This window comes from Faecalibacterium sp. An77, from assembly GCF_002161315.1.
In the GTDB taxonomy this organism is placed as follows: domain Bacteria; phylum Bacillota; class Clostridia; order Oscillospirales; family Ruminococcaceae; genus Faecalibacterium.
Window position 1 is genome coordinate 98,252 of the sequence record NZ_NFHK01000001.1, and the last position, 21,436, is coordinate 119,687.

A 21,436-nucleotide genomic window follows, 5' to 3' on the forward strand; every position below is an offset into this window, starting at 1 on the left:
CGAAAGGCCGGTTTGTTCAGGAAACTGACCTGTCGAGTTACCCCATAGTATAGCAGGAAATATCCAAAAGGGAAGAGCCTTTTTTCGCTTTTCTGGAAAAAAGCGGGGTGAAAGTTTTTCGGTTTCCACATTACTGCTTTGAAAAGGGGCCTGTGCCCCCAAAGGCGGGAACACAGGCCCATTTCAAAAAGGCAGGGAGGACAGCGCGCAGGCTCAGGCAGCCTGCTTGCTCATGCCGCGCTGGATGGCCTTGACGATCTCCACGATGGGGATGACCACGAAGGCGAGGGCCAGGGCGACCAGGTACTCCTTCCAGTCCACGGGGGTGAAGCCGAACATGTTGGCAACGAAGGGCACCTCCAGCACCACGGTGGTCAGCACCAGGCTGCCCAGCATAGCGCCCCACAGAACCTTGTTGTGGGTGTGGAGGGTAAAGACGCTCTTGCGCTGGCTGCGCATGTTGAAGCTGTGGAAGATCTCGCACATGCTCATGGTCAGGAAGGCCATGGTCATGCCGTCCTCGCTGACGCCGTGGGGCATCTCGAAGTAGCCCACCTCCATGCAGTGGCCGATGATATAGGAGGCCAGGGTGATGGCGGCGATCAGCAGGCCCTGGTAGGCGATGTCGAAGCCCAGGCCGCCGGCAAAGATGCCGTCCTTGGCGTTGCGGGGCTTGCGCTTCATGATGTCGGCCTCGCCCTGCTCCATGCCGAGGGCCAGAGCGGGGAAGCAGTCGGTAATCAGGTTGATGAACAGCAGGTGGACGGGGTTGAGCAGGGTGAAGCCCAGCAGGGTGGCGCAGAAGACGCCCAGCACCTCGCTCATGTTGGAGGCCAGCAGGAACTGGATGGCCTTGCGGATGTTGGCGTAGATGCGGCGGCCCTCTTCGACGGCGCCCACGATGGTGGCGAAGTTGTCGTCGGCCAGGACCATGTCGGCGACGTTCTTGGTGACGTCGGTGCCGGTGATGCCCATGCCCACGCCGATGTCGGCCGACTTGATGGAGGGCGCGTCGTTGACGCCGTCGCCGGTCATGGCGGTGATGGCGCCGTTGGCCTTCCAGGCCGTGACGATGCGGACCTTGTGCTCAGGCTGCACACGGGCGTAAACGCCGTACTTCTGGACGGCCTGGCCGATCTCGCTGTCGGGGATTTTGTCCAGCTCAGCGCCAGTGATGGCCTGGCTGGCGTCGGTGATGATGCCCAGCTCCTTGGCGATGGCCACGGCGGTATCCTTGTGGTCGCCGGTGATCATGACGGGGCGGATGCCGGCCTCACGGCACTCCTGGATGGCGGGCTTGACCTCGGGACGGACCGGGTCAATCATGCCGGTCAGACCCAGGAAGCACAGATCCTGCTCCAGATAGGCGGCGTCGTTGCTGGCGGGCTTTTCGGTCCAGTCCCGCTTGGCGGCAGCCAGGACGCGGAGAGCCTGGTCGGCCATCTCCTTGTTGGCCTTGAGGATTTCCTCCCGCTTGGCGTCGGTCATGGGCAGAATCTGGCCGTTTTCCAGATAGCTGGTGCAGCGCTTGAGGATTTCGTCGGGGGCGCCCTTGGTGTACTGGACAAAGCCCTTGGCCGAAGTGTGGACGGTACTCATCATCTTGCGGGAAGAATCAAAGGGTGCCTCGTCCACACGGGGCTCAGCGGCGGCCAGCTGGTCCTTGGGCAGGCCCTCCTTGGCGGCAAAGTTCACCAGAGCGGCCTCGGTGGGCTCGCCCTCGGCCTCGCCGGCGTCGTTCAGATGGGCGTCGTTGCACAGGGCCATGGCGGTGGCCAGGGGAGCGGTCTCGCCCAGGTGCTGAACCACCGTCATCTTGTTCTGGGTCAGGGTGCCGGTCTTATCCGAGCAGATGACCTGGGTGCAGCCCAAGGTCTCCACAGCGGTCAGCCGGCGGATGACGGCGCTGCGCTTGCTCATGTTGGTGACGCCGATGGACAGCACCACCGTCACAACGGTGGCCAGGCCCTCGGGGATGGCGGCCACGGCCAGAGACACGGCCACCATGAAGGTGGACAGGATCGAGTCCAGGGTGAAGGACCCGGCCACGATCAGGTCAAAGACAAAGATAAACAGGCAGATGCCCAGCACCAGCTTGGACAGAACGCCGCTCAGCTGCTCCAGCTGGCGCTGCAGCGGGGTCTGCTCCTGGTCGGTGTTGGCCAGAGCGCCGGCAATCTTGCCCATCTCGGTGTCCATGCCGGTGCGGGTGATGAGGGCCTTGCCGCGGCCATAGACCACGGTAGAACCCATATAGCACATGTTTTTGCGGTCGCCCAGAGGAACGTCCTCCTGGCCCTTGGCCAGGCCCAGGGCGTCGATGATCTTGTTGACCGGGACGCTCTCGCCGGTGAGGGCGGCCTCCTCGATCTTCAGGCTGGCGCTCTCCAGCAGGCGGCCGTCTGCCGGGACGGCGTCGCCGGCTTCCAGCAGCACCACGTCGCCGGGCACCAGCTCATCGCTGTGCAGGGAAATCTGCTTGCCGTCCCGCAGCACCTTGCAGGTGGCGGCGGTCATGGTCTGCAGCGCTTCGATGGCTGCCTCGGCCTTGCTCTCCTGAAAAACGCCCAGCACTGCGTTCAGCAGCACCACGATCAGGATGATGAACACCTCTGCAAAGCTCTCGTGGGAAATAAAGTTGGTCACAGCCGACACGGCCGCCGCGATCATCAGGATGATGAGCATGGGGTCCTTCAGCTGGTCGATGAAGCGCTGGAGCAGGGTGGGCTTCTCAGCGTCCTTGAGCTTGTTGGGGCCGTATTGTTCCAGCCGGGCGGCAGCGTCGGTGCTGCTCAGGCCGTCGGGGCTGGCGTTCAGCTGCTCCATCAGCTCCTGCGGGGTTTGTACATACTCCTGTTTCATTCTCGATATTCTCCCTCCTGGGGTGGACCGGAAAACGCATCCACGCTGTCTCATTCTGCCCAAAAGTGCATCTGCGCGCTGCAGCTGCGTCTTTGGGGCCCGAAGGATTCAAGGTGTTTGCATCCTCAGACCCGCCCTGATTGTGCGCATGGGGCCGCCCCGGGGCGCTGCGCCGCAGCAGCGGGCAGCCCGGGACCGTCGGTTTTTTCAGAAAACAAAAAGACCCATGCACTGGATCGGTTTCCGGTGCATGAGTCTCATTCTGATCAAAGCTGCCCGAACTCATTCACAGATGAGTCGTCCTGACGGGCTGGCCTCGCGTTTTCACGCGGAATTACTCCCCCATGTGTACATGATTATAGAGGATGAGGGAAGATTTGTCAATAAGCAAACCCGTTTCTTTGTAAAACAGGCAAGCGCCCGGGCCCGCCGCATTCCCATGCCCGCGGACCCGGAGGCCTGTCCCATAGACAGCCTCCGGCACCGGTCAGGGGGCATACAGCTGCGTCTTACTCGACGCTGATCATATAATAGTAGACAGGCTGGCCGCCGCGGATGTGGCTGACTTCCACATGGCTGGGGCACTTGGCCTTGACGATTTCGGTGGTGCGCTCGGCGTCCTCATCGCTGACATCGCAGCCCGAGATGATGGTCACAAAGCTGGAATCCTTCTTGCACATGCTGCGGGCCAGACGGTAGGTGGCCTTGGTCAGGTCGCTGGAAGTGGCCACAATCTTGCCGTTCTCCAGGGACATGATGTCGCCCTTGCGGATGCGGCGGCCGTCGTACTCGCTGTCGCGGGCGGCGTAGGTGATGAGGCCGGTGGAAACGTTGTCGGCGGCCTTCATCATGTTGATGGTGTTGGTCTCCACCGAGGCGGTGGGATCAAAGTTCAGCATGGCGGTGATGCCCATGGGGATGGTGCGGGTGGGCAGGACCACCACACGGCGGTCGGCCAGCTTTTCAGCCTGCTCGGCGGCCATGATGATGTTCTTGTTGTTGGGCAGCACAAAGACGGTCTTGGCCGGCACGCTCTGGACGGCAGCCAGGATGTCCTCGGTGGCGGGGTTCATGGTCTGGCCGCCCGACACCACGGCATCCACCGACAGGTCGGCAAAAACGGCCTTCAGGCCCTCGCCGGCGGCCACGGCCACAAAGCCATAGTCACGGCTGGGGTCCACGGCGGCGTAGACGAACTCGCTGGCGATGGCGTCAGAAGCGCGCTGCTTCTGCTCGGCCTCGGCCTGCTTCTCCAGGCTCTTGCCCTGCTTCTGGCGGGCCAGGAACTGCTCGTGCATGTTCTCGATCTTGAAGTTGGTCAGATAGCCGTACTTGATGGCCTCGGTGAGGATCTTGCCGGGGTCGGCGGTGTGGACGTGCAGATTGATGACGTCGTCATCCTCGATGCAGACCACGCTGTCGCCGTTGGACTCGGCAAAGGCGCGCATCTTGGCGGCGCTGGCGCCGTCGTCCTTGTGGATCAGGAACTGGGTGCAGTAGCCGTTCTTGATGTCCTCCACCTTCATCAGGTCATCGGTAAAGACGCCGCGGCCGGCGTTGGCGGTGGACAGCTTGGCCTTGTGCTGGGTCTCCTCGGCGGGAGCAATGATGTCCTCGCCATGGAACACCTTGCCCATGCCCTCAAAGATAATCATGATGCCCTGGCCCCCTGCGTCCACGACGCCGGCCTTCTTCAGGACGGGCAGCAGATTGGGGGTGTCCTCCAGGGCGCGCTGGCCGGCAGCCAGAACCAGATCCCACAGCTCGGCCACATCGGCGATCTTGCTGGCCTTGGCCTCCTCGGAGGCGATGCGGGCCACCGTCAGGATGGTGCCCTCGGTGGGCTTCATGACGGCCTTGTAGGCGGCCTCCACGCCCTTCTCCAGAGCCAGGACCAGATCGTCGGCGCCGGCCTCCTTCTTGCCCTCCAGGGCCTTGGAGAAGCCGCGGAACAGCAGGCTGGTGATGACGCCCGAGTTGCCGCGGGCGCCCCGCAGCATGGCGGAAGCGGCGGTCTTGGCGGCCTCGCCCACGGTGCAGTCAGCGCCCAGAGCTTCCAACTCGCGGACGGCAGCGCCCACCGTCATGCCCATGTTGGTGCCGGTGTCGCCGTCGGGAACGGGGAAGACGTTCAGCTCGTCCACGCGGGAGCGCTGGTTGTTGATGTTGTTTGCGCCTGAAATGATGGCGTCACGCAGAATTTTACCACTAATCATTGCTTTTTACTCCTTGTCAGCCCACGGGCGCGCCCGGGGAGTTGTGTTTGGTCAGATCAGGCAATCACGTCGTCCACCGACACGATCACGCGGGCCACGCGCAGGCCGGTGGCATGCTCCACTTCATCCTGCACGCGATGGGTAATGCTCTGGGCAGCGGTGGAAATGTTCAGCCCATAGCCGACAGCGATGTGGATCTCGATGACCAGACGGCCATTCTCAGGGGTGACACGGACGCCCTTCTCGGCGAAATCCTCGCCGCGCACCAGGCTTTTGACCGTGTCGGCCACCCCGCGGGGCGCCATAGCGGCCACGCCGTAGCAGCTCTTGGCGGCTTCGCCTACCAACGTCGAGAAGTACTCGGCGGAAAAGCGGACATCGCCCAAGGGAAAATGCGTAGTGATCATAATCGCTCTGCTCCTTCTTATTAAAATTTGAATTTAATAAAGCGTTTTGCGCTTACTCTGCGATGGAAAGGCTGGCCAGAGAATAATACAAATCGCTGACGCTGGACACCACGCCGCTGGTGCGGCGGTTGGAAACGGTGACCCCGCCCCTCCACAGCAGAGGAATATAGGGCATCTGTTCGGCGAAAAGACTCTCGAATGCACCGGCCGTGGAGCTGTCGGCCCGCATCAGGTTGTAGGCGTCCAGCAGCTGCTGGGTGACGGCCAGACCATAGCGGGCGCTGCCGCTCCAGAACGGCGAGAGGTCAATATTATTATACAACTTCATTTCACCGATGTACAGTTCAAATTCGCGGCTCTGAATCATCTGCAGATACGCGTTGAAATCCTCGGCCTGGGTGAGGGTGACTTCGATGCCCGCCTCGGCCCATTGCTGCTGCAGCAGACGGGCCGCATAGACCCGGTCGGCCGAGCTGCCGCACACCAGAATATTGACGCTGGCCCGCTGTCCGGCGGCGTTCTGGTAGTAGCCGGAGGCCTCGTCCAGAGTGTAGCCCAGGGCCGCCATGGCGGCGGGCAGGGCGTCAGGATCGGACTCGGCCGAGATGACCTGCTGGCCCCGGGCACACTCATACAGCCCGTTGAGGGCGCCGGTGGCGGGGGTGGCGCTGGCGTAGCGGTCGGCCAGGTCCTGGCGGGACAGGGCAGTGCTCAGCAGGACACGGCCCTGGCTGGTGGAGCACAGGGGATTGTCCGCCGAGCCGTTCACCCCCAGGAACAACAGGGTGTTGGTGCGGAAATAGCTCTCGGAGGTGGCCACCGCCGAGGAGGCGCTCTCCTCCGCCAGATAAAAGCTGATCTGGCCCATGGCCAGCTGGGAGACCAGTTCGGCGTAGTCGCTGACAGGGGTCAGCCAGATGGTGTCGGGCCCCTCCTCCGGGAAAGGCGCCCGGGGATTGGGGGTGAGGGTGTTTTCCTCCGCCCCGTAGGTGTAGCGCCCGCTGGGGGTGGGCTGGGGGGAGGCTACCTCGGCCGCCTTCAGGATGGGCAGATCCAGCAGGTAGCCAAACAGGCTGTCGGGGGAGGCCAGGGTCAGCACAACGGTGTCGCTGCCCGCGGCCTGGGCGTCGGTCAGGTTGGCCAGCCGGCCGGCATAAAAGCCGCTGGCCTTGGCGGCCAGAAGGCTGGCGGCCACGTCATCGGCGGTGATGGGGACCCCGTCGGCAAAGGTGCAGCCGCTGCGCAGCCGGATGGTGACGGTGGTGCCGGTGGACACCACCGACTCGGCCAGCCGCATTTCCAGCTCCATCCGGGGGGAGATGCGGACCAGCTTTTCAAAAACCAGCCCCGCCACCTGTTCGGTGAGGGTGTTGGTGTTCAGATAAGGGTTATAGTTGCCCTCGCTCACCGCAATGGCGAAGCGGGCCGGCTGACTCTGGCTGGCGCCGGACCCGTCCGTCCCCGAGGCTGCGCTCTCCGCCTCCGACGAGGAGGGCTGCAGGACGGCAGGTCGGGAACAACTGGCCAGCACCAGACAGGCCAGCACCGCCGCTGTGCCGCGGCGGACGAAGGAAAACAGGTGCATGGGCTTTCCGGCCTCCTTTGGCAAGATTCGGCGCAGAGGTCTGCTATACTGAACAGGTGAGCATACGGCGCGCCCAGGGATAACTTTAGTATAGCACAAAACCGCAGCTTGTGCATGGATTTGGCATGGATTTTCGAAAAAGTTGAAGGGAAGTTGTGAATAAAATCTAAAAAATCTGTGCGGAACTTTATTTTGCTGTGCGAAAGTGCTAAAATAGGAAGGAGAAAGGGGGCGGACGCCATGGACGGAACCCCCCTGTGGCCATGCGCCGCAGACAGACTTTATTCAGACCCGGCCAACCGACAATTATACAAGCAGGAGCTTCATCGAAATGAATATTTTGTTTTTCCTGTCCCCCAAACAGGACCTGATGTACGTTTACGACGACTTCACCCTCCGGCAGACCCTGGAGAAGTGGGAGAACAACCGCTATGCATCCATTCCCATCCTGAACCGGAAAGGGGAATATGTGGGCACCCTCACCGAGGGAGATTTGCTGTGGGGGATCAAGCGGTACCACGGCCTGGACATCGAGGGGGCCGAGGATATTCCCATCAGCAGCTTTGAGCGCAAGAGGGATTACCTGCCGGTGACGGTCAACACCAGCATGGACCAGCTGATCGAGGCCGCCATGAACCAGAACTTTGTGCCGGTGGTGGATGACCGGGGCGTGTTCATCGGGATTGTCCGCCGCCAGGCCATCATCCGCTATTGCTACGACAAGTCCCGCCGGTGCGAACAGGCAAACAGCCCGGACCAGAACGCCGGCATGGCGGTCTGCACCGCCCGCAACTGAACAAGATCGCTTCACCCCTGCCGCCCGGCGGGGGCTTTTTTCTGCCCGCAGAGGGTCCATCCCATCAAATTTTGCGCCAAAAGCCGCAGAAAAAACTTGAAAGTACAGTTTATGGGGCTTTTGTTCTGGTATTCTCTTGTCAGGACGAGGGAGGGAACCCTCCCCGAAACATCCGACAGAGAGGAGAGACAGAAGATGAGCGAAATCGAGATCCGGTATGTGGGCGGACATGTGGAGGTATACAGCAGAAATGGGGCGTTCCTCTTCTCTGCCGACAACCTGCGGGAGGCCATGGAGGAGCTGCAGGGCTGAAAAAAGTCCTTTACAAACCGGCAGCGGGGGTGTATAATCTCCCGCGGAGACGTCCCCGCCGGCCCGTTCCGGGCCCGCAGATGGGGCGTGCGCCGGGGAATGAAGTTCTCCCCAGGGCAACTTGAACCGCTTGAACAAGCTGATGACTTCTGTGATTGCAAGGTCGCAGAAGGCATCGGCTTTTTTGCGTCCTGTCCCGATTCGATAGGAGGAAACGATTTTATGCTCACATCTCTGGCGTTTATTTTCCTGGTGGGGCTGGCTTTGGCGGCGCTGTGCCAGCGTCTGCACCTGCCCCGCATCATCGGGATGCTGTTCACCGGCATCCTGCTGGGTCCCTATGTGCTGAACGTGCTGGACCCGTCCATCCTGTCCATCTCGGCCGACCTGCGGCAGATGGCCCTGATTATCATTCTGCTCAAGGCGGGCCTGTCCCTGGACCTGGCCGACCTGAAAAAGGTGGGCCGGCCGGCGGTGATGATGGCCTGCGTCCCGGCCAGCTTTGAGATTTTGGCTTTCTTTCTGCTGGCCCCGGCCATTCTGGGGGTGAACCGCATCGAGGCCGCCGTCATGGGCGCGGTGCTGGGCGCGGTGTCCCCGGCGGTGGTGGTGCCCCGGATGGTCCAGCTGATGGACAGCCGCTACGGCACCGGCAAGAGCATCCCCCAGATGGTGCTGGCGGGAGCTTCCTGCGATGACATCTATGTGATCGTCCTCTTTTCCACCTTTGTGAGCATGGCCCAGGGCGGCGCGGCCCATGTGATGGACTTTGTGAACATTCCGGTGTCCATTGTGCTGGGGGTGCTGCTGGGCGCCGCGGCGGGCTGGCTGCTGAGCCAGTTCTTTGAGACTGCCTACGCCCACAAGCACTATGTCCGCAACAGCATGAAGGTGATTGTGGTGCTGGGGGTGTCCTTTTTGCTGATGGCGGTGGAGACCTGGCTGGAGGGGATTGTGTCGGTGTCGGGCCTGCTGGCGGTGGTCAGCATGGCCTGCGTCCTGAAAATCCGCAGCACCAGCTTTGTGTCCAAACGCCTGAGCGAAAAATTCGGCAAGCTGTGGCTGGCCGCTGAGGTGATCCTGTTCGTCCTGGTGGGCGCGGCGGTGGATATCCGCTACACCCTCACCGCCGGCCCCGCCGCCGTTCTGATGATTCTGGCGGCGCTGGCCTTCCGGTCGGTGGGCGTGGCCCTCTGCGTGGCCGGCACCCAGCTGACCTGGAAAGAGCGGCTGTTCTGCATGATCGCCTACCTGCCCAAGGCCACCGTCCAGGCGGCCATCGGCTCGGTGCCCCTGGCCATGGGCCTGCCCTGCGGCCAGATGGTGCTGTCGGTGGCGGTGCTGGCCATCCTCATCACCGCCCCGCTGGGCGCTCTGGGAATGGACCTGACCTACAGGAAACTCCTGACCAGGGAACCCGAGACGACTTGAAAAAAGCCCCGGCAGCTGGATGGCGCCGGGGCTCTTTTTTGAGGTTACAGAGTGCCCACCGGCAGGGTGACGCCGTTGATCTTGGCGGCGTCCTGGCTCAGCAGGAACAGGATGGCCGGCACCACATCGGCGGGGCTGACGGGGCCGGGCTCCCCGGTCTCGGTCTGGAACGGCCCGGCCTGGACGCAGTTGACGGTGAGGCCGGCGGAGGCGTACTCGTCCGCCAGGGAACGGGCCAGGCCGGTGAGGGCGTTCTGGACCACCGAGGCGGAAGCTGTCTGCCCGGCGGGAACGCCCGGCAGGGCGCCGTTCAGCTGGAACAGCACCCGGCCGGCGCCGGCGGCAGCCATCCGGGGCAGGAAGGTCTTGCACAGCAGCAGGGCGCTGTCCAGCTGGACAGCCCGCTCCTCGGCAAAACGCTCCTCGTCAAAGCAGGCGTAAGCGGCGGGAATGGTCCGCAGCCCGGCCAGATGAATCAGATGGGTGGGGGCGGGATAGGTATCGGTCAGATCACTGAGGAATGCCCGCACCGCCAGCGGCTGGGTGAAATCCACGTCGTAAGGGCGGATGAAGCCGGGGCGGGCCTGGCACAGCCCCGCCAGCCGGGAGAGATCGCCGCAGCCCTGGGCCAGGATCAGATCTCCTTCCGCCAGAGTGGGCAGCAGCCGCTCCATCAGGGCCAGGCCCAGGGGAGAGGTGGCGCCGGTTATCAAATAAATGTTGGACATAAAAAGCCCTCCTGGTAAGTTACAAAATTCTTACAAGTCAGTATACCCTAACAGGCGGGCCGCTGTCAACCGTTCAGGCGCCCAGATCTTCCAGCAGGGTCTCCAGCTCCTGGCGGCTCCACACCAGATACCCCGCCTTGAACCGCAGGGCGTCCTGTTCGGGCAGCAGGTTGACGTAGATGTCGGTCAGCTCCAGCCGCTGGCGGGGGGTGCCGTCGGCGGTGCAGCTGTACACCGCCAGCCGCCCGCCCTCGTCGCAGAGATAGTAGCCCTCCTGCTGGGTTTCCTGGGGCACGTCCGCCAGGGAGTTGCCCGCCCGCAGGCTGGGGGTGCTGCTGGAGGAGGACGAGCTGGGAGAAACCGAAGAAGCGGACCGGGGCGGCATGGTGGCCATCCAGTACAGGCTGAAGACAATGGTGAAGGCACACAGGCCGTAATAGAGATAATACCAAAGTTTACGCATAAAAGCCGGGCTCCTTTCGGCGATAGTATGGGCAAAAGGGGCCCATTTCACACAATAGACGCCAAATTTCACAGCGGGGTGCTGTACTTTCACCGGATAAGTGTGTTATAATAACACCCAGGACTGTGCGCCGCCAGGCATGGACGGCGGCCGCAGAAAACGCCGAAGATCATCCCTCTGCCGCCGGGCGGCAGACGGGGAACAGATAACCGGAACAATCCGGATAAGGAGGCAATTTGCATCGCTATGAATGAAATGAGGCGCATTCACCGCAGCGACAGCACGGGCAGCGGCAGCCACAGCGCCGCGTCGGGCTCGGGCCGCCGGGTGGTCAACACCACCCACAGCCGCAAAGAGTCTGCACAATCCGCGCCGTCGGGCAGCGGGCGGCCCCCCCGTGAGCCGGGTGACCCCCAGCGGGGCCGCGGGCCCAAAAAGCAAAAGAAAGGTCATCCCATCCTGCGGGGTGTGATGCGGGTCATCGCCACCCTGTTCTGCCTGGGCATCATGGCCGGGTGTGCCCTGGCGGTCTGCCTGGTCTTTTATGTGGTGCAGGCCACCGCCAACGACGGCGACCTGCTCAACCTGGACAACATCGAGCTGAGCCAGTCCAGCGTGGTGATGGCCACCGACCCTGACACCGGGGAACAGATCGAGTACGCCACCCTGCGCTCCAGCAACAGCCACCGGATGTGGGTGGATCTGGAACAGATCCCCACTTACCTCCAGTACGCCTTCATCTGCACCGAGGACAAGGACTTCTACAGTGAGCCCGGCTTCAACCTCAAGCGGACGGTGGGCGCCATGATCAACGAGTATATCATCCCCATCTACAGCTCCAAACAGGGCGCGTCCACCATCGAGCAGCAGCTCATCAAGAACCTGACCGACGATGACAGCGCCAGCGGCATCGAGGGCGCCCTGCGCAAGGTGCGCGAGATTTACCGCGCCTATACCCTCTACCGAAACTACTCCAAGGAGACCATCCTGGAGGCGTACCTCAACACCATCAGCTTCACCGGCACCATCCAGGGCGTCCAGACGGCGGCTCTGGAATATTTCAACAAGGATGTCAGCCAGCTGACCCTGTGGGAGTGCGCCACCATCGCCTCCATCACCAAGAACCCCACCAACTACAACCCCTACACCAACCCCGAGAACCTGATCAACCGCCGGAATTTCATCCTTTATAATATGTGGGATCAGGGGGTCATCTCGGAGGACGTCTACCGCGAGGCCATCGCCCAGCCCCTGGTGCTGGCGGAGGAGGACGCCTCCAAGACCACAGCCACCAACAACTCCTACTTCACCGACGCCCTGTTTGAGGAAGTGGTGGAGGACATCATGGAGAAGGAGGGCATCACCGAGGCGGCCGCCCAGCAGATGCTGTATACCGGCGGCTTCACCATCGAGGCCACCGTCAATCCCAAGATCCAGACCCAGATGGAAGAGCTGATGCTCAACACCGGCGACGCCTACTTCCCGGCGGGCTGGCATGAGGAGCCGGTGTCCTCCCTGTCGGAGGACGACACCCCCGTCTACAACGCCGACGGCACCCTCAAGACCACCACCGCCGAGGACGGCACCGTCACCTACTACCGCAACGTCCGCACCCAGGCGGCCATGGTTATGCTGGATTACGACGGCAACGTGGTGGCCATGGTGGGCGGCCTGGGCGAAAAGACCCGGGACCTGACCCTGAACCGCGCCTACAGCGTCACCCGCCAGACCGGTTCGTCCATCAAGCCCATCGGCGCCTACGCCCTGGGCATCGAGTATGGCCTGGTCAACTGGTCCACCATGCTCAACAACTCGCCCCTCTACCTCAAGAGCGACATGGTTATCCGTGACGACGACTACTGCCGCCGGAACGGCCTGTCCGGCCTGTCCGACCAGGCTCTGCGGGCTTACCCCAACGCATGGCGCAGCTGGCCCCAGAACTACGGCGGCAACTACGGCGACAACCAGGATGTTCCCCTGTGGAACGGTCTGGCCCGGTCCCTGAACACCATCGCCGTCCGCGTGGGCGACCTGGTGGGCGCCAGCACCATCTTCAACTTCATCTATAACACCCTCCAGCTGGATACCCTGGACCCGGTCAACGACGTCGGCCTGGCCCCCATGGTCATGGGCAGCCAGACCCACGGCGTCACGCCGCTGGCTCTGGCAGCGGCCTTCCAGATCTTCTACGACGGCCAGTACACCACTCCGCACCTGTACAGCCGGGTTCTGGACCGGGACGGCAACATCTATCTGGAGAACAACGCCACCAGCTACCAGGCTCTGACCCCCCAGACCGCCACCATCATGAACCAGCTGCTGCAGAACGTCCTGTACAGCAGCGTCGGTACCGCAGCCGGCCGCTATCCCACCACCGGCGGGATGCGCTCCTTCGGTAAGACCGGTACCACCACCGATGAAAAGGACCTGTGGTTTGTGGGCGGCACTCCCTACTACGTCACCGCCGTCTGGTGGGGCTATGACTCCCCCTACGACATGACCAAGACCCTGGGCAGTCAGGCCAAGACCCGCACCTGCGTCGAGGCCTGGAAGGCGCTCATGAACGAGGTCCAGGAAGGCTACGCCTACAAGGAATTCCCGGTGGCCGACGGCGTGGTCCAGCGGTCCTACTGCACCCAGAGCGGCCTGCTGGCCACTTCGGGCTGTCCCAGCACCGCGGTCGGTTACTACAAGGCCGATGACCTGCCCGCCACCTGCAACTACGACCACAGCGGCGGCGTCGTGCCTGCATCGGTGGACACCGAGGGCGTGGATACCGACTGATTCGGGGCAATTCGGACACCTAAACCGTGTTCACTCAAGTGAAAACTGGCGATTCTGCCAAAAACGCATCCGTCCTCTTGCATTGCAGGGGGGCGGATGCTATTATATTTCCTGCAAGAACAGTTGTGCTTGAGAGGTGAACAGATTGGAGCGCCGATTTTATCTTGTAGACGCGCAGGTGCTGCCGGAGGTTTTTCTGAAGGTGATCCGCGCCAAAGAGCTGCTGGCCAGCGGCCAGGCCCGGAATATTTCCGCGGCCACCCGCAGCGTGGGGCTGTCCCGCAGCGCATTTTATAAGTACAAAGACTGCATTTTCGACTCAGAGAACGGGCGGGAGCTCATCACCGTGATGGCCACCCTCCGGGACGAGACCGGTGCTCTGCAGAGCCTGCTGGCCGGCATCAGCAGCGCCGGGGCCAGCATCGTCACCATCAACCAGGCCACCCCCGAGAACGGGACGGCCCAGGTGGCGGTGACCATCCGCACCGACACCATGCAGATGACCCCCGACGAGCTGGCCGCCATGCTGGGCCGCCAGAGCACCGTGGTCGGGGTCCGGCTGGGCTACGACGTCTGAGCCGCAAAACAGAAGGATAGGAGCGAGGGCAAGACTATGGCTAAGATTGCAATTTTAGGGTTCGGCACTGTGGGCAGCGGCGTGTATGAGGTTTTGAACCGCAACGCCGCCAGCGTGGCCCGCCGGGCCGGCGAGCCGGTGGAGGTCAAGTACATTCTGGATGTGCGGGATTTCTCGGACCGTCCCGACGCGGCCCTGTTTGTCAAGAACATCGACGTCATTCTGGCAGACCCCGAGGTCAAGGTGGTGGTGGAAACCATCGGCGGCACCCGCTTCGCCTATCCCTACGTGAAGCAGGCCCTGGAGAGCGGCCGCAGCGTCTGCACCTCCAACAAGGAGATGGTGGCCACCTACGGCGCCGAGCTGCTGGCCCTGGCCAAGAGCCATAACTGCGCCTTCCTGTTTGAGGCTTCGGTGGGCGGCGGCACCCCCATCATCACCCCCATGCACCAGTGCCTGGCCGCCAACGTCATCACCGAGGTGGAGGGCATCGTCAACGGCACCACCAACTTTATGCTCACCAAGATGGCCCGGGAGAATATGGGCTTTGATGAGGCCCTCAAGATCGCCCAGCAGCTGGGCTATGCCGAGACCAAGGACCCCAGCGACGACGTGGACGGCCGCGACGCCTGCCGCAAGATCGCGATTCTGTCCTCGCTGGTCTGCGGGCATCACGTCTACCCCCAGAACATCCCCACCCGCGGCATCCGTGACGTGACGGTGGAGGATATCCAGTCCGCCGACAAGCTGGGCTGCGTCATCAAGCTCATTGCCTGGATGAAGCTGCTGCCCGGCGGCGGTGTGGCCGCCGGCGTGGAGCCCTGCCTGGTGCCCAAGGTCAACCAGCTGGCCGGCGTGGACGACGTGTTCAACGCCGTCAAGGTCAAGGGCGATATGCTGGGCGACGTGGTCTTTTACGGCAAGGGCGCCGGCAAACTGCCCACCGCCAGCGCGGTGGTGGCCGACGTGGTGGACGCTCTGAAACACGGGGTCCAGATGCACGACAGCCTTTTCTGGCAGCCCGCCCAGCCGGCGGAGGGGATGCTCACCGACCCCGCCCCCGCGGCATACTATGTGCGTGTGGAGGGGGCCGCGCCGGCGGTGGTGGAAGCCATTTACGGCAAGGGCCGCCTGGTGGCGGAACACTTCGACGGCTGCGCCTACCTGGTCGAGAAGGCGGACGCCTCCGCCCTGGAGGAAGCAGCCCGCAAGATCAGCGCCGTGGGCGGCAGCGTCAAGCTGGTGCTCCGCCGCCTGCCCGAGGAAGAATAAAGAGGGGAGAGACGGAAGATGAAAATTAAGGTATCCGTCCCGGCCACCAGCGCCAACGTGGGCTCGGGCTTCGACGCCCTGGGCCTGGCCGTGACCCTGTACAATACCGCAACCTTTGAGGAGAGCGACAAGCTGGATATTTCGGCGGCGGACGGCACTCGCATCCCCCGCAACGAGTCCAACCTGATCTATCGCTCGGCCAAGAGCCTGTTTGACCGGGTGGGCAAAAAGATGCCGCCCCTCAAGATCGTCCAGACCAACCCCATCCCCATGGCCCGGGGCCTGGGCTCCTCGTCGGCCTGCATCATCGCGGGCCTGCTGGGCGCCAACCGGATGCTGGGGGATGTGCTCAACACCCAGGAGCTGCTGACCCTGGCCACCGCCATCGAGGGCCACCCCGACAACGTGGCCCCGGCTCTGCTGGGCGGCCTGACCTCCAGCGTCTTTGAGGATGGGCAGGTCTATTCGGTCAAGCGGGATGTGGACCCCAGCCTCTGCTTTGCGGCCATCGTGCCCGACTACAAGCTGCTGACCGAGGCGGCCCGGGCGGCTCTGCCGGCCCAGGTGCCCCACAAGGATGCAGTCTATAACCTGTCCCGGGCGGCGCTGCTGCCGGCGGCCTTCTGCGACGGGCGGCACGATCTGCTCCCCATCGCCACCGGCGACCGCCTCCACCAGCCCTACCGCATCCCCCTGATGCCGGGGTCCAAAGAGGTCTTTGCCCTGGCCAAAGAGTGCGGAGCTCTGGCTGTTTATGTCTCGGGCGCAGGCAGCACCGTCATGGCGGTGGCCGAGCGCAGCGGGGCGGAGAAGTTCTACGCCGGTCTGGAACAGGGCCTGGAGGCTCTGGAGGGGCTGGACGGATGTGAAGCATTTACACTGCTGCGCCTGGACGCGGACAACACCGGCGCGACAGTTGAATGACAGAGGGAAAAGGGAAGAACCAAAACCATTTGGGGATGAACGCCCACTGTTGACAGAGGAAGAAAAAGAGGAGAGTGACAAGTATGGCGTTGATCGTACAAAAGTTCGGCGGCTCATCGGTCCGTGACCGCGAGCGTATTTTCAACGTGGCGCGCATTGTGGCCAACACCCACAACGCAGGCAACGACGTGGTGGTTGTGGTGTCCGCCCAGGGCGACACCACCGACGACCTGATCGCAAAGGCGGCAGAGATTACCCATAATCCCTCCGCCCGTGAGATGGATATGCTGATGGCCTCGGGCGAACAGATCAGCATCGCCCTGCTGGCCATGGCGCTGAATGAGATCGGCTGCCACGCCACCAGCCTCACCGGCTGGCAGGCAGGCTTCCGCACCGACCGTGCCTACACCAAGGCCCGCATCAAGCGGATGGATACCGAGCGGATCACCTCGGAGCTGGAGCGCAACCGCGTGGTGGTTGTGGCCGGCTTCCAGGGTCTGAACAAGCTGGATGACATCACCACCCTGGGCCGCGGCGGCTCGGATACCAGCGCAGTGGCCATTGCAGCGGCCCTGCACGCCGACCGGTGCCAGATCTTCACCGATGTGGAGGGCGTCTACACCGCCGACCCCCGCAAGGTGCGCAACGCCCGCAAGCTGCCTGAGATCACCTTTGACGAGATGCTGGAGCTGGCCAGCCTGGGCGCTCAGGTGCTGAACAACCGCAGCGTGGAGCTTGCCAAGAAATACAATGTCGAGCTGGAGGTCCTCTCCAGTCTGAACCCGGTGCCGGGCACAGTGGTTAAGGAGGTTGCAAAAGAAATGGAAGGTATGCTGATTAAGGGTGTTGCAAAAGACACCGACGTGGCCGTTATCACCATCATGAACGTCCCCGACGAACCCGGCATGAGCTTTAAGATCTTCGGCATGCTGGCCCAGAAGAAGGTCAACGTGGACATCATCCTGCAGTCCACCGGCCGCGACGGCAAGAAGGACATCATCTTCACCTGCTCCCAGGGCGATGCTCCCATTGCAGTCCGCGCTCTGAAGGAGAGCGGCAAGTTCTCTGAGGTCAGCTGCGACAACAGCTACGCCAAGGTGTCCATCGTGGGCGCCGGCATGCAGAGCCACAGCGGTGTGGCCGCCAGCATGTTCGAGGCCCTGTCCAACAGTAACATCAACATCCACATGATCTCCACCAGTGAGATCAAGATTTCCTGCATCATCGACAAGGATGAGGCCGACCGCGCTGTCAGCGCTATCCACGACAGCCTGTTCCACTGATTCCGCCGCTTTTGCAGAAAACCCCGCGAAGGGGCAGAAAATGAGCGTCTTTTACGGCAGATTGTGCGCCTGGCCAGCGGCCAAGTACACGGTCTGCCGTAAAATTTTGCTTTTTGGCAGGGGAGACCCAGCCCGGCCCCCGGCGGGGCGGGGCAGGGGACGCAGGCCGCTTTTGCCGCGCTGTGACACAATTTTTTAACTTTTTTCATCGTTTACAGACCGGCGCAAAAGCGGTATACTAACATCCGAGCTCTGCGGGGGCCCGTCCCCCGGCCCGGAGCGCGGACTACCAAACGATGGAGCAATCATGGAACAGAAACAACGACCCCCGGCAGGAACCGCCGGCAGGCCCCGCCTGACGCGGGAACAGTGGCTGGCGCGCCGCCGTCGCCGCCGCATCCGGCTGATCCGCAACTGGATTCTTTTTTTGTCGGCCTGCGCCGTCCTGGTGGGGCTGATGACCGGCGTGATTCTCTGGGCCCTGCCCCAGATCAGCGGCATGCTGGGCAAGCATCAGGAATTCACCGCCCCCACCTACGATTTGTCGGGCTATGTCTTTGACCCCGACGACCCCTATCTGGTTCTGGCGAACAACAACCTTCCCCTGGAACAGACCGAGGCCCCCATTCTGGAGGTGGCCGACGAGTCCACCGGCCAGCAGCTGGAACAGCAGGCCGCCGCTGCCTGGAAGGCCATGGCGGCCGCCGCCCGGGAAGTGGGGATTGAGCTCACCCTGACCGAGGGCTACCAGACCCCCGAGCGCCAGCAGGAGGCCTTTGACGCCCGCAAACAGACCTATCTTCAGGAAGGAAAGAGCGAGGAGGAGGCCGACGCCCGCGCGGCGGCCATCGTGCCCCGGCCCGGCTGCAATGAGAGCGGCACCGGCCTGGCGGCAGATATCACCTCGGCGGATTACCCCGCCCTGGACACCGGCTTCGCCGACACCGACGCTTTCCGCTGGCTGAAAGCCTACGCCGCCGACTATGGCTTCATCCTCCGCTGGCCGGAGGACTGCCAGGCCGTCACCGGCATGGTGTATCAGCCCTGGCACTGGCGCTATGTGGGTGTGGACAACGCCCGCGCCATCGCCGCCAGCGGCCTGTCCCTGGAGGAATTTGTGGCGGTGCATCAGCTCAGCTGAGCCCGCACCCTTTGCGATGACACATATACGGCCCGGGGAGACGGGCCAGGAGGATAGACAGATTGGAACGTAAGCAGCTTGCACCTGGGGTGCATCTCTCCTGCGATCCGGCCGAGAAACTCAACCGCTGCCGGATCAGCATTCACTTTACTTTTCCCGCCCAGCGGGACACCGCCACCGCCCACGCCCTGCTGCCGCTGGTGATGGAGCGGGGGTACGCTGGCTGTCCCGACATGACCGGCCTGACCAAAAAGCTGGCCCGGCTCTATGGGGCGGACCTGACGGTGGACGGCCGTCCCATGGGGGCCAACCGAAACCTGTGCATCAGCGTCACCGGCATCAAGAACCGGTTTGCCCTGGCCGGGGAGGACCTGAGCCAGGAATACACCCAGCTGGTGCTGGGGGTGGCCTTCCATCCCTGCATGGCGGACGGCGCCTTTGACGCCGAGGCGGTGGCCATCGAAAAACAGATGCTCCGCCAGTCCCTGGAAGACGAACTGAACGACAAGCGGCTGTACTGCATGCGCCAGACCGCCCGGGAATTCTATGGGGACAGCCCCATGGGCATCCGCCAGGAGGGCTATCTGGAAGAAGTGGACGGCCTCACCGGGGCCGACCTGGCCGCCGCCTATGAGGACATGCTCCGCACCGCCTCCATTGAATTGATGGTGCTGGGCTGCACCCCCGACGAGACCGCCCGCATCGAGGCGGCTTTCCTGGCTGAGCTGGACAAGATTTCCCGCCGTCCCCAGCCCATGGCCCCCTTCCTGGCCATGCCCCGCCAGACCACCGTCCACAAGACCGAATACTTTGATATGGTCCAGGCCAAGCTGTGCATGGCCTTCACCCTGGGCCAGCCCATGGACCTGGCCGACCTGGCTGCCTGCCGCCTGGCCATGGCCCTCTACGGCGGCAGCGTCACCAGCCGCCTGTTCCTGAATGTCCGGGAGCGGGACCACCTGTGCTATTACTGCGCCTCCTCCTTCCAGAGCTTCACCGGCAGCATGACGGTGTCCAGCGGCATCGAGCCGGGGGACGCCGCCCAGGCCGAGGAGGCCATTCTGAACGAGCTGGCCGACCTGTGCACCGGCCCCATCACCGACCAGGAGCTGGAGGACTGCCGCCGGGGCCTCATCGACGGGCTGGAAGGGGTAGAGGACTCCCTCAGCAGCCTGGAAAGCTGGTACGGCATGGAAATCATCCGGGGCGGGGCCATTACCACCCCCGCCCAGGCCCGGGCCGACCTGGCCGCCGTCACCGTGGACCAGGTCCGGGCGGTGCTGCGGCGGTTCAGCCTGTCGGTCAGCTATCTCTTGACCAAAAAGGAGGGGCCCTATGTCTGAGCATCTGCGCGCCATTCTGGACTGTGCCGGGAATGAACGGTACGTCCTGCCCTCGGGCCTCACCGTCCTAGTGCGGCCTATGCCCGGCTACGCCGCCGCCCACGCCATTGTGGCGGCGCGGTTCGGCTCCATTGACCTTCATTTCCGGCTGGGGGAGGAGGAACTGACCCTCCCCGCCGGCGTGGCCCACTACCTGGAACACAAGATGTTTGAGGACCAGGAAGGGGATGCCTTCGCCCAGTTCGCCCGCACCGGCGCCAACGCCAACGCTTTCACCAGCTTTGACCGCACCTGTTACTACTTCACCGCCACCAACGCGGTGGACGAGAGCCTGGACGTCCTGCTGAACATGGTGACCCATCCCTATTTCACCGACGAGACGGTGGCCAAGGAGCAGGGAATCATTGCCCAGGAGATCAAGATGTATGAGGACAGCCCTGACTGGCGTCTGATTACCGAGCTGTGCCAGTGCCTGTACTATACCCATCCCATCCGCAGCGACATTGCGGGCAGCTGCGAGAGCATCGCCCGGATCACCCCCGCCATGCTCTACGACTGCTGCCGGGCCTTCTATGCCCCCTCCAACCTGGTGCTGGCCGCGGCGGGCAACATCACCGCCCAGCGGGTGCTGGAGGCCTGTGCCCGGGCCGGGCTGGACAAGCCCGCCGCCGCTCCGGCGGCCCGGCGCCTGTTTGACCTTGAGCCCATGACCCTGCCCTGCGCCGAAAAGACCCTGAAAATGGCGGTGGCCAAGCCCTGTTTCGGCATCGGCTTCAAGGAGGAGCCTCTGGCCCCCGGCGACGGCCGCACCGAGGCTTTGTACGATTTGATCCTCTGCTGTATCAGCGGGGGAATGTCCCGGCTGTATCGCCGCCTCTACGATGAGGGTCTGGTGAACCCCGGCTTTGGGGGCGAGGTGCTGCGGGTGGACGGCTGCTGCTGCATCCTGTTCACCGGCGAGAGCGACACCCCCGACACGGTGGAGCAGCTGCTGCTGGAGGAGATTGAGCGGATTCGCGCCGAAGGGGTGGACCGGGAGATCTTTACCCTGTGCAAAAACGAAAAGTACGGCCAGCTGGTGGAAAATCTGGAAAACGTGGAGGATTCCGCCAGCCAGATGGCAGACTTTGCCCTCATGGGCCAGACGGTGGCCCAGCAGATCGAGATGCTGGCCGGCCTCACCCCCGAGGACGCCGACGCCGCTTTGCAGCGGATTTTGCAGCCCGGCCGGATGGCCCGGGTGCGGATTCTGCCCGACGGCTCTGCTGCCCCCGATTCCGACGAGACCGACTGAAACCCCAAGGAGGTACGT

Annotated in this window: 16 protein-coding genes and 1 riboswitch; of the genes, 10 read left to right on the plus strand and 6 right to left on the minus strand. The window is 63.2% G+C overall.

Translation table 11 applies throughout. The annotated features are described in order from the left end of the window. Positions 1–213: 213 nt before the first annotated feature. The 4 genes from B5G28_RS00480 to B5G28_RS00500 all read right to left on the minus strand — a co-directional run bounded on the left by B5G28_RS00480 (position 214) and on the right by B5G28_RS00500 (position 7,070). A complete protein-coding gene (locus tag B5G28_RS00480; protein ID WP_087245329.1) occupies positions 214–2,862 on the minus strand; it encodes a cation-translocating P-type ATPase in 2,649 nt (882 codons plus the stop codon). Between the two features lie 509 nt (positions 2,863–3,371). Beyond that, positions 3,372–5,078 (minus strand): DAK2 domain-containing protein, encoded by a 1,707-nt coding sequence (locus B5G28_RS00490; RefSeq protein ID WP_087245333.1) that lies wholly within the window; start codon positions 5,076–5,078, stop codon positions 3,372–3,374. Positions 5,079–5,134: 56 nt separating this feature from the next. Then, complete coding sequence (locus tag B5G28_RS00495) at positions 5,135–5,485, minus strand: Asp23/Gls24 family envelope stress response protein (RefSeq protein ID WP_087245335.1); 351 nt, start codon at positions 5,483–5,485, stop codon at positions 5,135–5,137. A gap of 52 nt (positions 5,486–5,537) precedes the next feature. Beyond that, positions 5,538–7,070 (minus strand): ABC transporter substrate-binding protein, encoded by a 1,533-nt coding sequence (locus tag B5G28_RS00500; RefSeq protein ID WP_087245337.1) that lies wholly within the window; start codon positions 7,068–7,070, stop codon positions 5,538–5,540. 331 nt (positions 7,071–7,401) lie between these two features. On the opposite strand from B5G28_RS00500, the gene B5G28_RS00505 reads away from it, so the two are divergent. Together B5G28_RS00505 and B5G28_RS00510 are read left to right on the plus strand one after the other, a co-directional pair. Continuing rightward, positions 7,402–7,866: a CBS domain-containing protein gene (locus B5G28_RS00505; protein ID WP_087245339.1), complete on the plus strand. Its 465-nt coding sequence runs from the start codon at positions 7,402–7,404 to the stop codon at positions 7,864–7,866. A gap of 398 nt (positions 7,867–8,264) precedes the next feature. Next, positions 8,265–8,337: riboswitch (Fluoride riboswitch) on the plus strand. A gap of 63 nt (positions 8,338–8,400) precedes the next feature. Then, positions 8,401–9,609 (plus strand): cation:proton antiporter, encoded by a 1,209-nt coding sequence (locus tag B5G28_RS00510; RefSeq protein ID WP_087245341.1) that lies wholly within the window; start codon positions 8,401–8,403, stop codon positions 9,607–9,609. 44 nt (positions 9,610–9,653) lie between these two features. Here B5G28_RS00510 and B5G28_RS00515 read toward each other — a convergent pair whose 3' ends face one another. Then, positions 9,654–10,337 (minus strand): SDR family oxidoreductase, encoded by a 684-nt coding sequence (locus B5G28_RS00515; protein WP_087245343.1) that lies wholly within the window; start codon positions 10,335–10,337, stop codon positions 9,654–9,656. Between the two features lie 73 nt (positions 10,338–10,410). Next, positions 10,411–10,800: a hypothetical protein gene (locus B5G28_RS00520; RefSeq protein ID WP_087245345.1), complete on the minus strand. Its 390-nt coding sequence runs from the start codon at positions 10,798–10,800 to the stop codon at positions 10,411–10,413. A gap of 246 nt (positions 10,801–11,046) precedes the next feature. On the opposite strand from B5G28_RS00520, the gene B5G28_RS00525 reads away from it, so the two are divergent. The 8 genes from B5G28_RS00525 to B5G28_RS00560 all read left to right on the plus strand — a co-directional run bounded on the left by B5G28_RS00525 (position 11,047) and on the right by B5G28_RS00560 (position 21,418). Next, positions 11,047–13,584, plus strand: a complete 2,538-nt coding sequence (locus B5G28_RS00525) for a transglycosylase domain-containing protein (protein WP_242967418.1) — start codon at positions 11,047–11,049, stop codon at positions 13,582–13,584. Between the two features lie 136 nt (positions 13,585–13,720). Beyond that, complete coding sequence (locus B5G28_RS00530) at positions 13,721–14,161, plus strand: ACT domain-containing protein (protein WP_087245347.1); 441 nt, start codon at positions 13,721–13,723, stop codon at positions 14,159–14,161. Positions 14,162–14,197: 36 nt separating this feature from the next. Further along, positions 14,198–15,433 carry a homoserine dehydrogenase gene (locus B5G28_RS00535; RefSeq protein ID WP_087245349.1) on the plus strand — a complete coding sequence of 412 codons (1,236 nt, stop codon included), beginning with the start codon at positions 14,198–14,200 and terminating at the stop codon, positions 15,431–15,433. 18 nt (positions 15,434–15,451) lie between these two features. Further along, positions 15,452–16,357, plus strand: a complete 906-nt coding sequence (gene thrB / locus B5G28_RS00540; RefSeq protein ID WP_087245351.1) for a homoserine kinase — start codon at positions 15,452–15,454, stop codon at positions 16,355–16,357. A gap of 83 nt (positions 16,358–16,440) precedes the next feature. Next, complete coding sequence (locus B5G28_RS00545; RefSeq protein WP_087245353.1) at positions 16,441–17,640, plus strand: aspartate kinase; 1,200 nt, start codon at positions 16,441–16,443, stop codon at positions 17,638–17,640. 307 nt (positions 17,641–17,947) lie between these two features. Further along, a complete protein-coding gene (locus tag B5G28_RS00550) occupies positions 17,948–18,781 on the plus strand; it encodes a M15 family metallopeptidase (RefSeq protein WP_087245355.1) in 834 nt (277 codons plus the stop codon). A gap of 62 nt (positions 18,782–18,843) precedes the next feature. Beyond that, positions 18,844–20,124: a pitrilysin family protein gene (locus B5G28_RS00555; protein WP_087245357.1), complete on the plus strand. Its 1,281-nt coding sequence runs from the start codon at positions 18,844–18,846 to the stop codon at positions 20,122–20,124. After that, the gene (locus B5G28_RS00560; protein ID WP_087245359.1) at positions 20,117–21,418 is read left to right on the plus strand and encodes a pitrilysin family protein; all 1,302 of its coding nucleotides are present in this window, start codon (positions 20,117–20,119) and stop codon (positions 21,416–21,418) included. The genes B5G28_RS00555 and B5G28_RS00560 overlap by 8 nt, the downstream gene beginning before the upstream one ends. The last annotated feature ends 18 nt before the right edge of the window (positions 21,419–21,436 follow it).

What these genes read in the sequence shown, in the direction of transcription:
- thrB (WP_087245351.1), top strand. Translation starts at nt 15,452, where the DNA reads ATGAAAATTAAGGTATCCGTCCCGGCCACCAGCGCCAACGTGGGCTCG.
- B5G28_RS00545 (WP_087245353.1), top strand. Translation starts at nt 16,441, where the DNA reads ATGGCGTTGATCGTACAAAAGTTCGGCGGCTCATCGGTCCGTGACCGC.
- B5G28_RS00495 (WP_087245335.1), bottom strand. Translation starts at nt 5,485, where the DNA reads ATGATCACTACGCATTTTCCCTTGGGCGATGTCCGCTTTTCCGCCGAG.
- B5G28_RS00550 (WP_087245355.1), top strand. Translation starts at nt 17,948, where the DNA reads ATGGAACAGAAACAACGACCCCCGGCAGGAACCGCCGGCAGGCCCCGC.
- B5G28_RS00505 (WP_087245339.1), top strand. Translation starts at nt 7,402, where the DNA reads ATGAATATTTTGTTTTTCCTGTCCCCCAAACAGGACCTGATGTACGTT.
- B5G28_RS00535 (WP_087245349.1), top strand. Translation starts at nt 14,198, where the DNA reads ATGGCTAAGATTGCAATTTTAGGGTTCGGCACTGTGGGCAGCGGCGTG.
- B5G28_RS00510 (WP_087245341.1), top strand. Translation starts at nt 8,401, where the DNA reads ATGCTCACATCTCTGGCGTTTATTTTCCTGGTGGGGCTGGCTTTGGCG.
- B5G28_RS00490 (WP_087245333.1), bottom strand. Translation starts at nt 5,078, where the DNA reads ATGATTAGTGGTAAAATTCTGCGTGACGCCATCATTTCAGGCGCAAAC.
- B5G28_RS00480 (WP_087245329.1), bottom strand. Translation starts at nt 2,862, where the DNA reads ATGAAACAGGAGTATGTACAAACCCCGCAGGAGCTGATGGAGCAGCTG.
- B5G28_RS00560 (WP_087245359.1), top strand. Translation starts at nt 20,117, where the DNA reads ATGTCTGAGCATCTGCGCGCCATTCTGGACTGTGCCGGGAATGAACGG.
- B5G28_RS00500 (WP_087245337.1), bottom strand. Translation starts at nt 7,070, where the DNA reads ATGCACCTGTTTTCCTTCGTCCGCCGCGGCACAGCGGCGGTGCTGGCC.
- B5G28_RS00525 (WP_242967418.1), top strand. Translation starts at nt 11,047, where the DNA reads ATGAATGAAATGAGGCGCATTCACCGCAGCGACAGCACGGGCAGCGGC.
- B5G28_RS00520 (WP_087245345.1), bottom strand. Translation starts at nt 10,800, where the DNA reads ATGCGTAAACTTTGGTATTATCTCTATTACGGCCTGTGTGCCTTCACC.
- B5G28_RS00515 (WP_087245343.1), bottom strand. Translation starts at nt 10,337, where the DNA reads ATGTCCAACATTTATTTGATAACCGGCGCCACCTCTCCCCTGGGCCTG.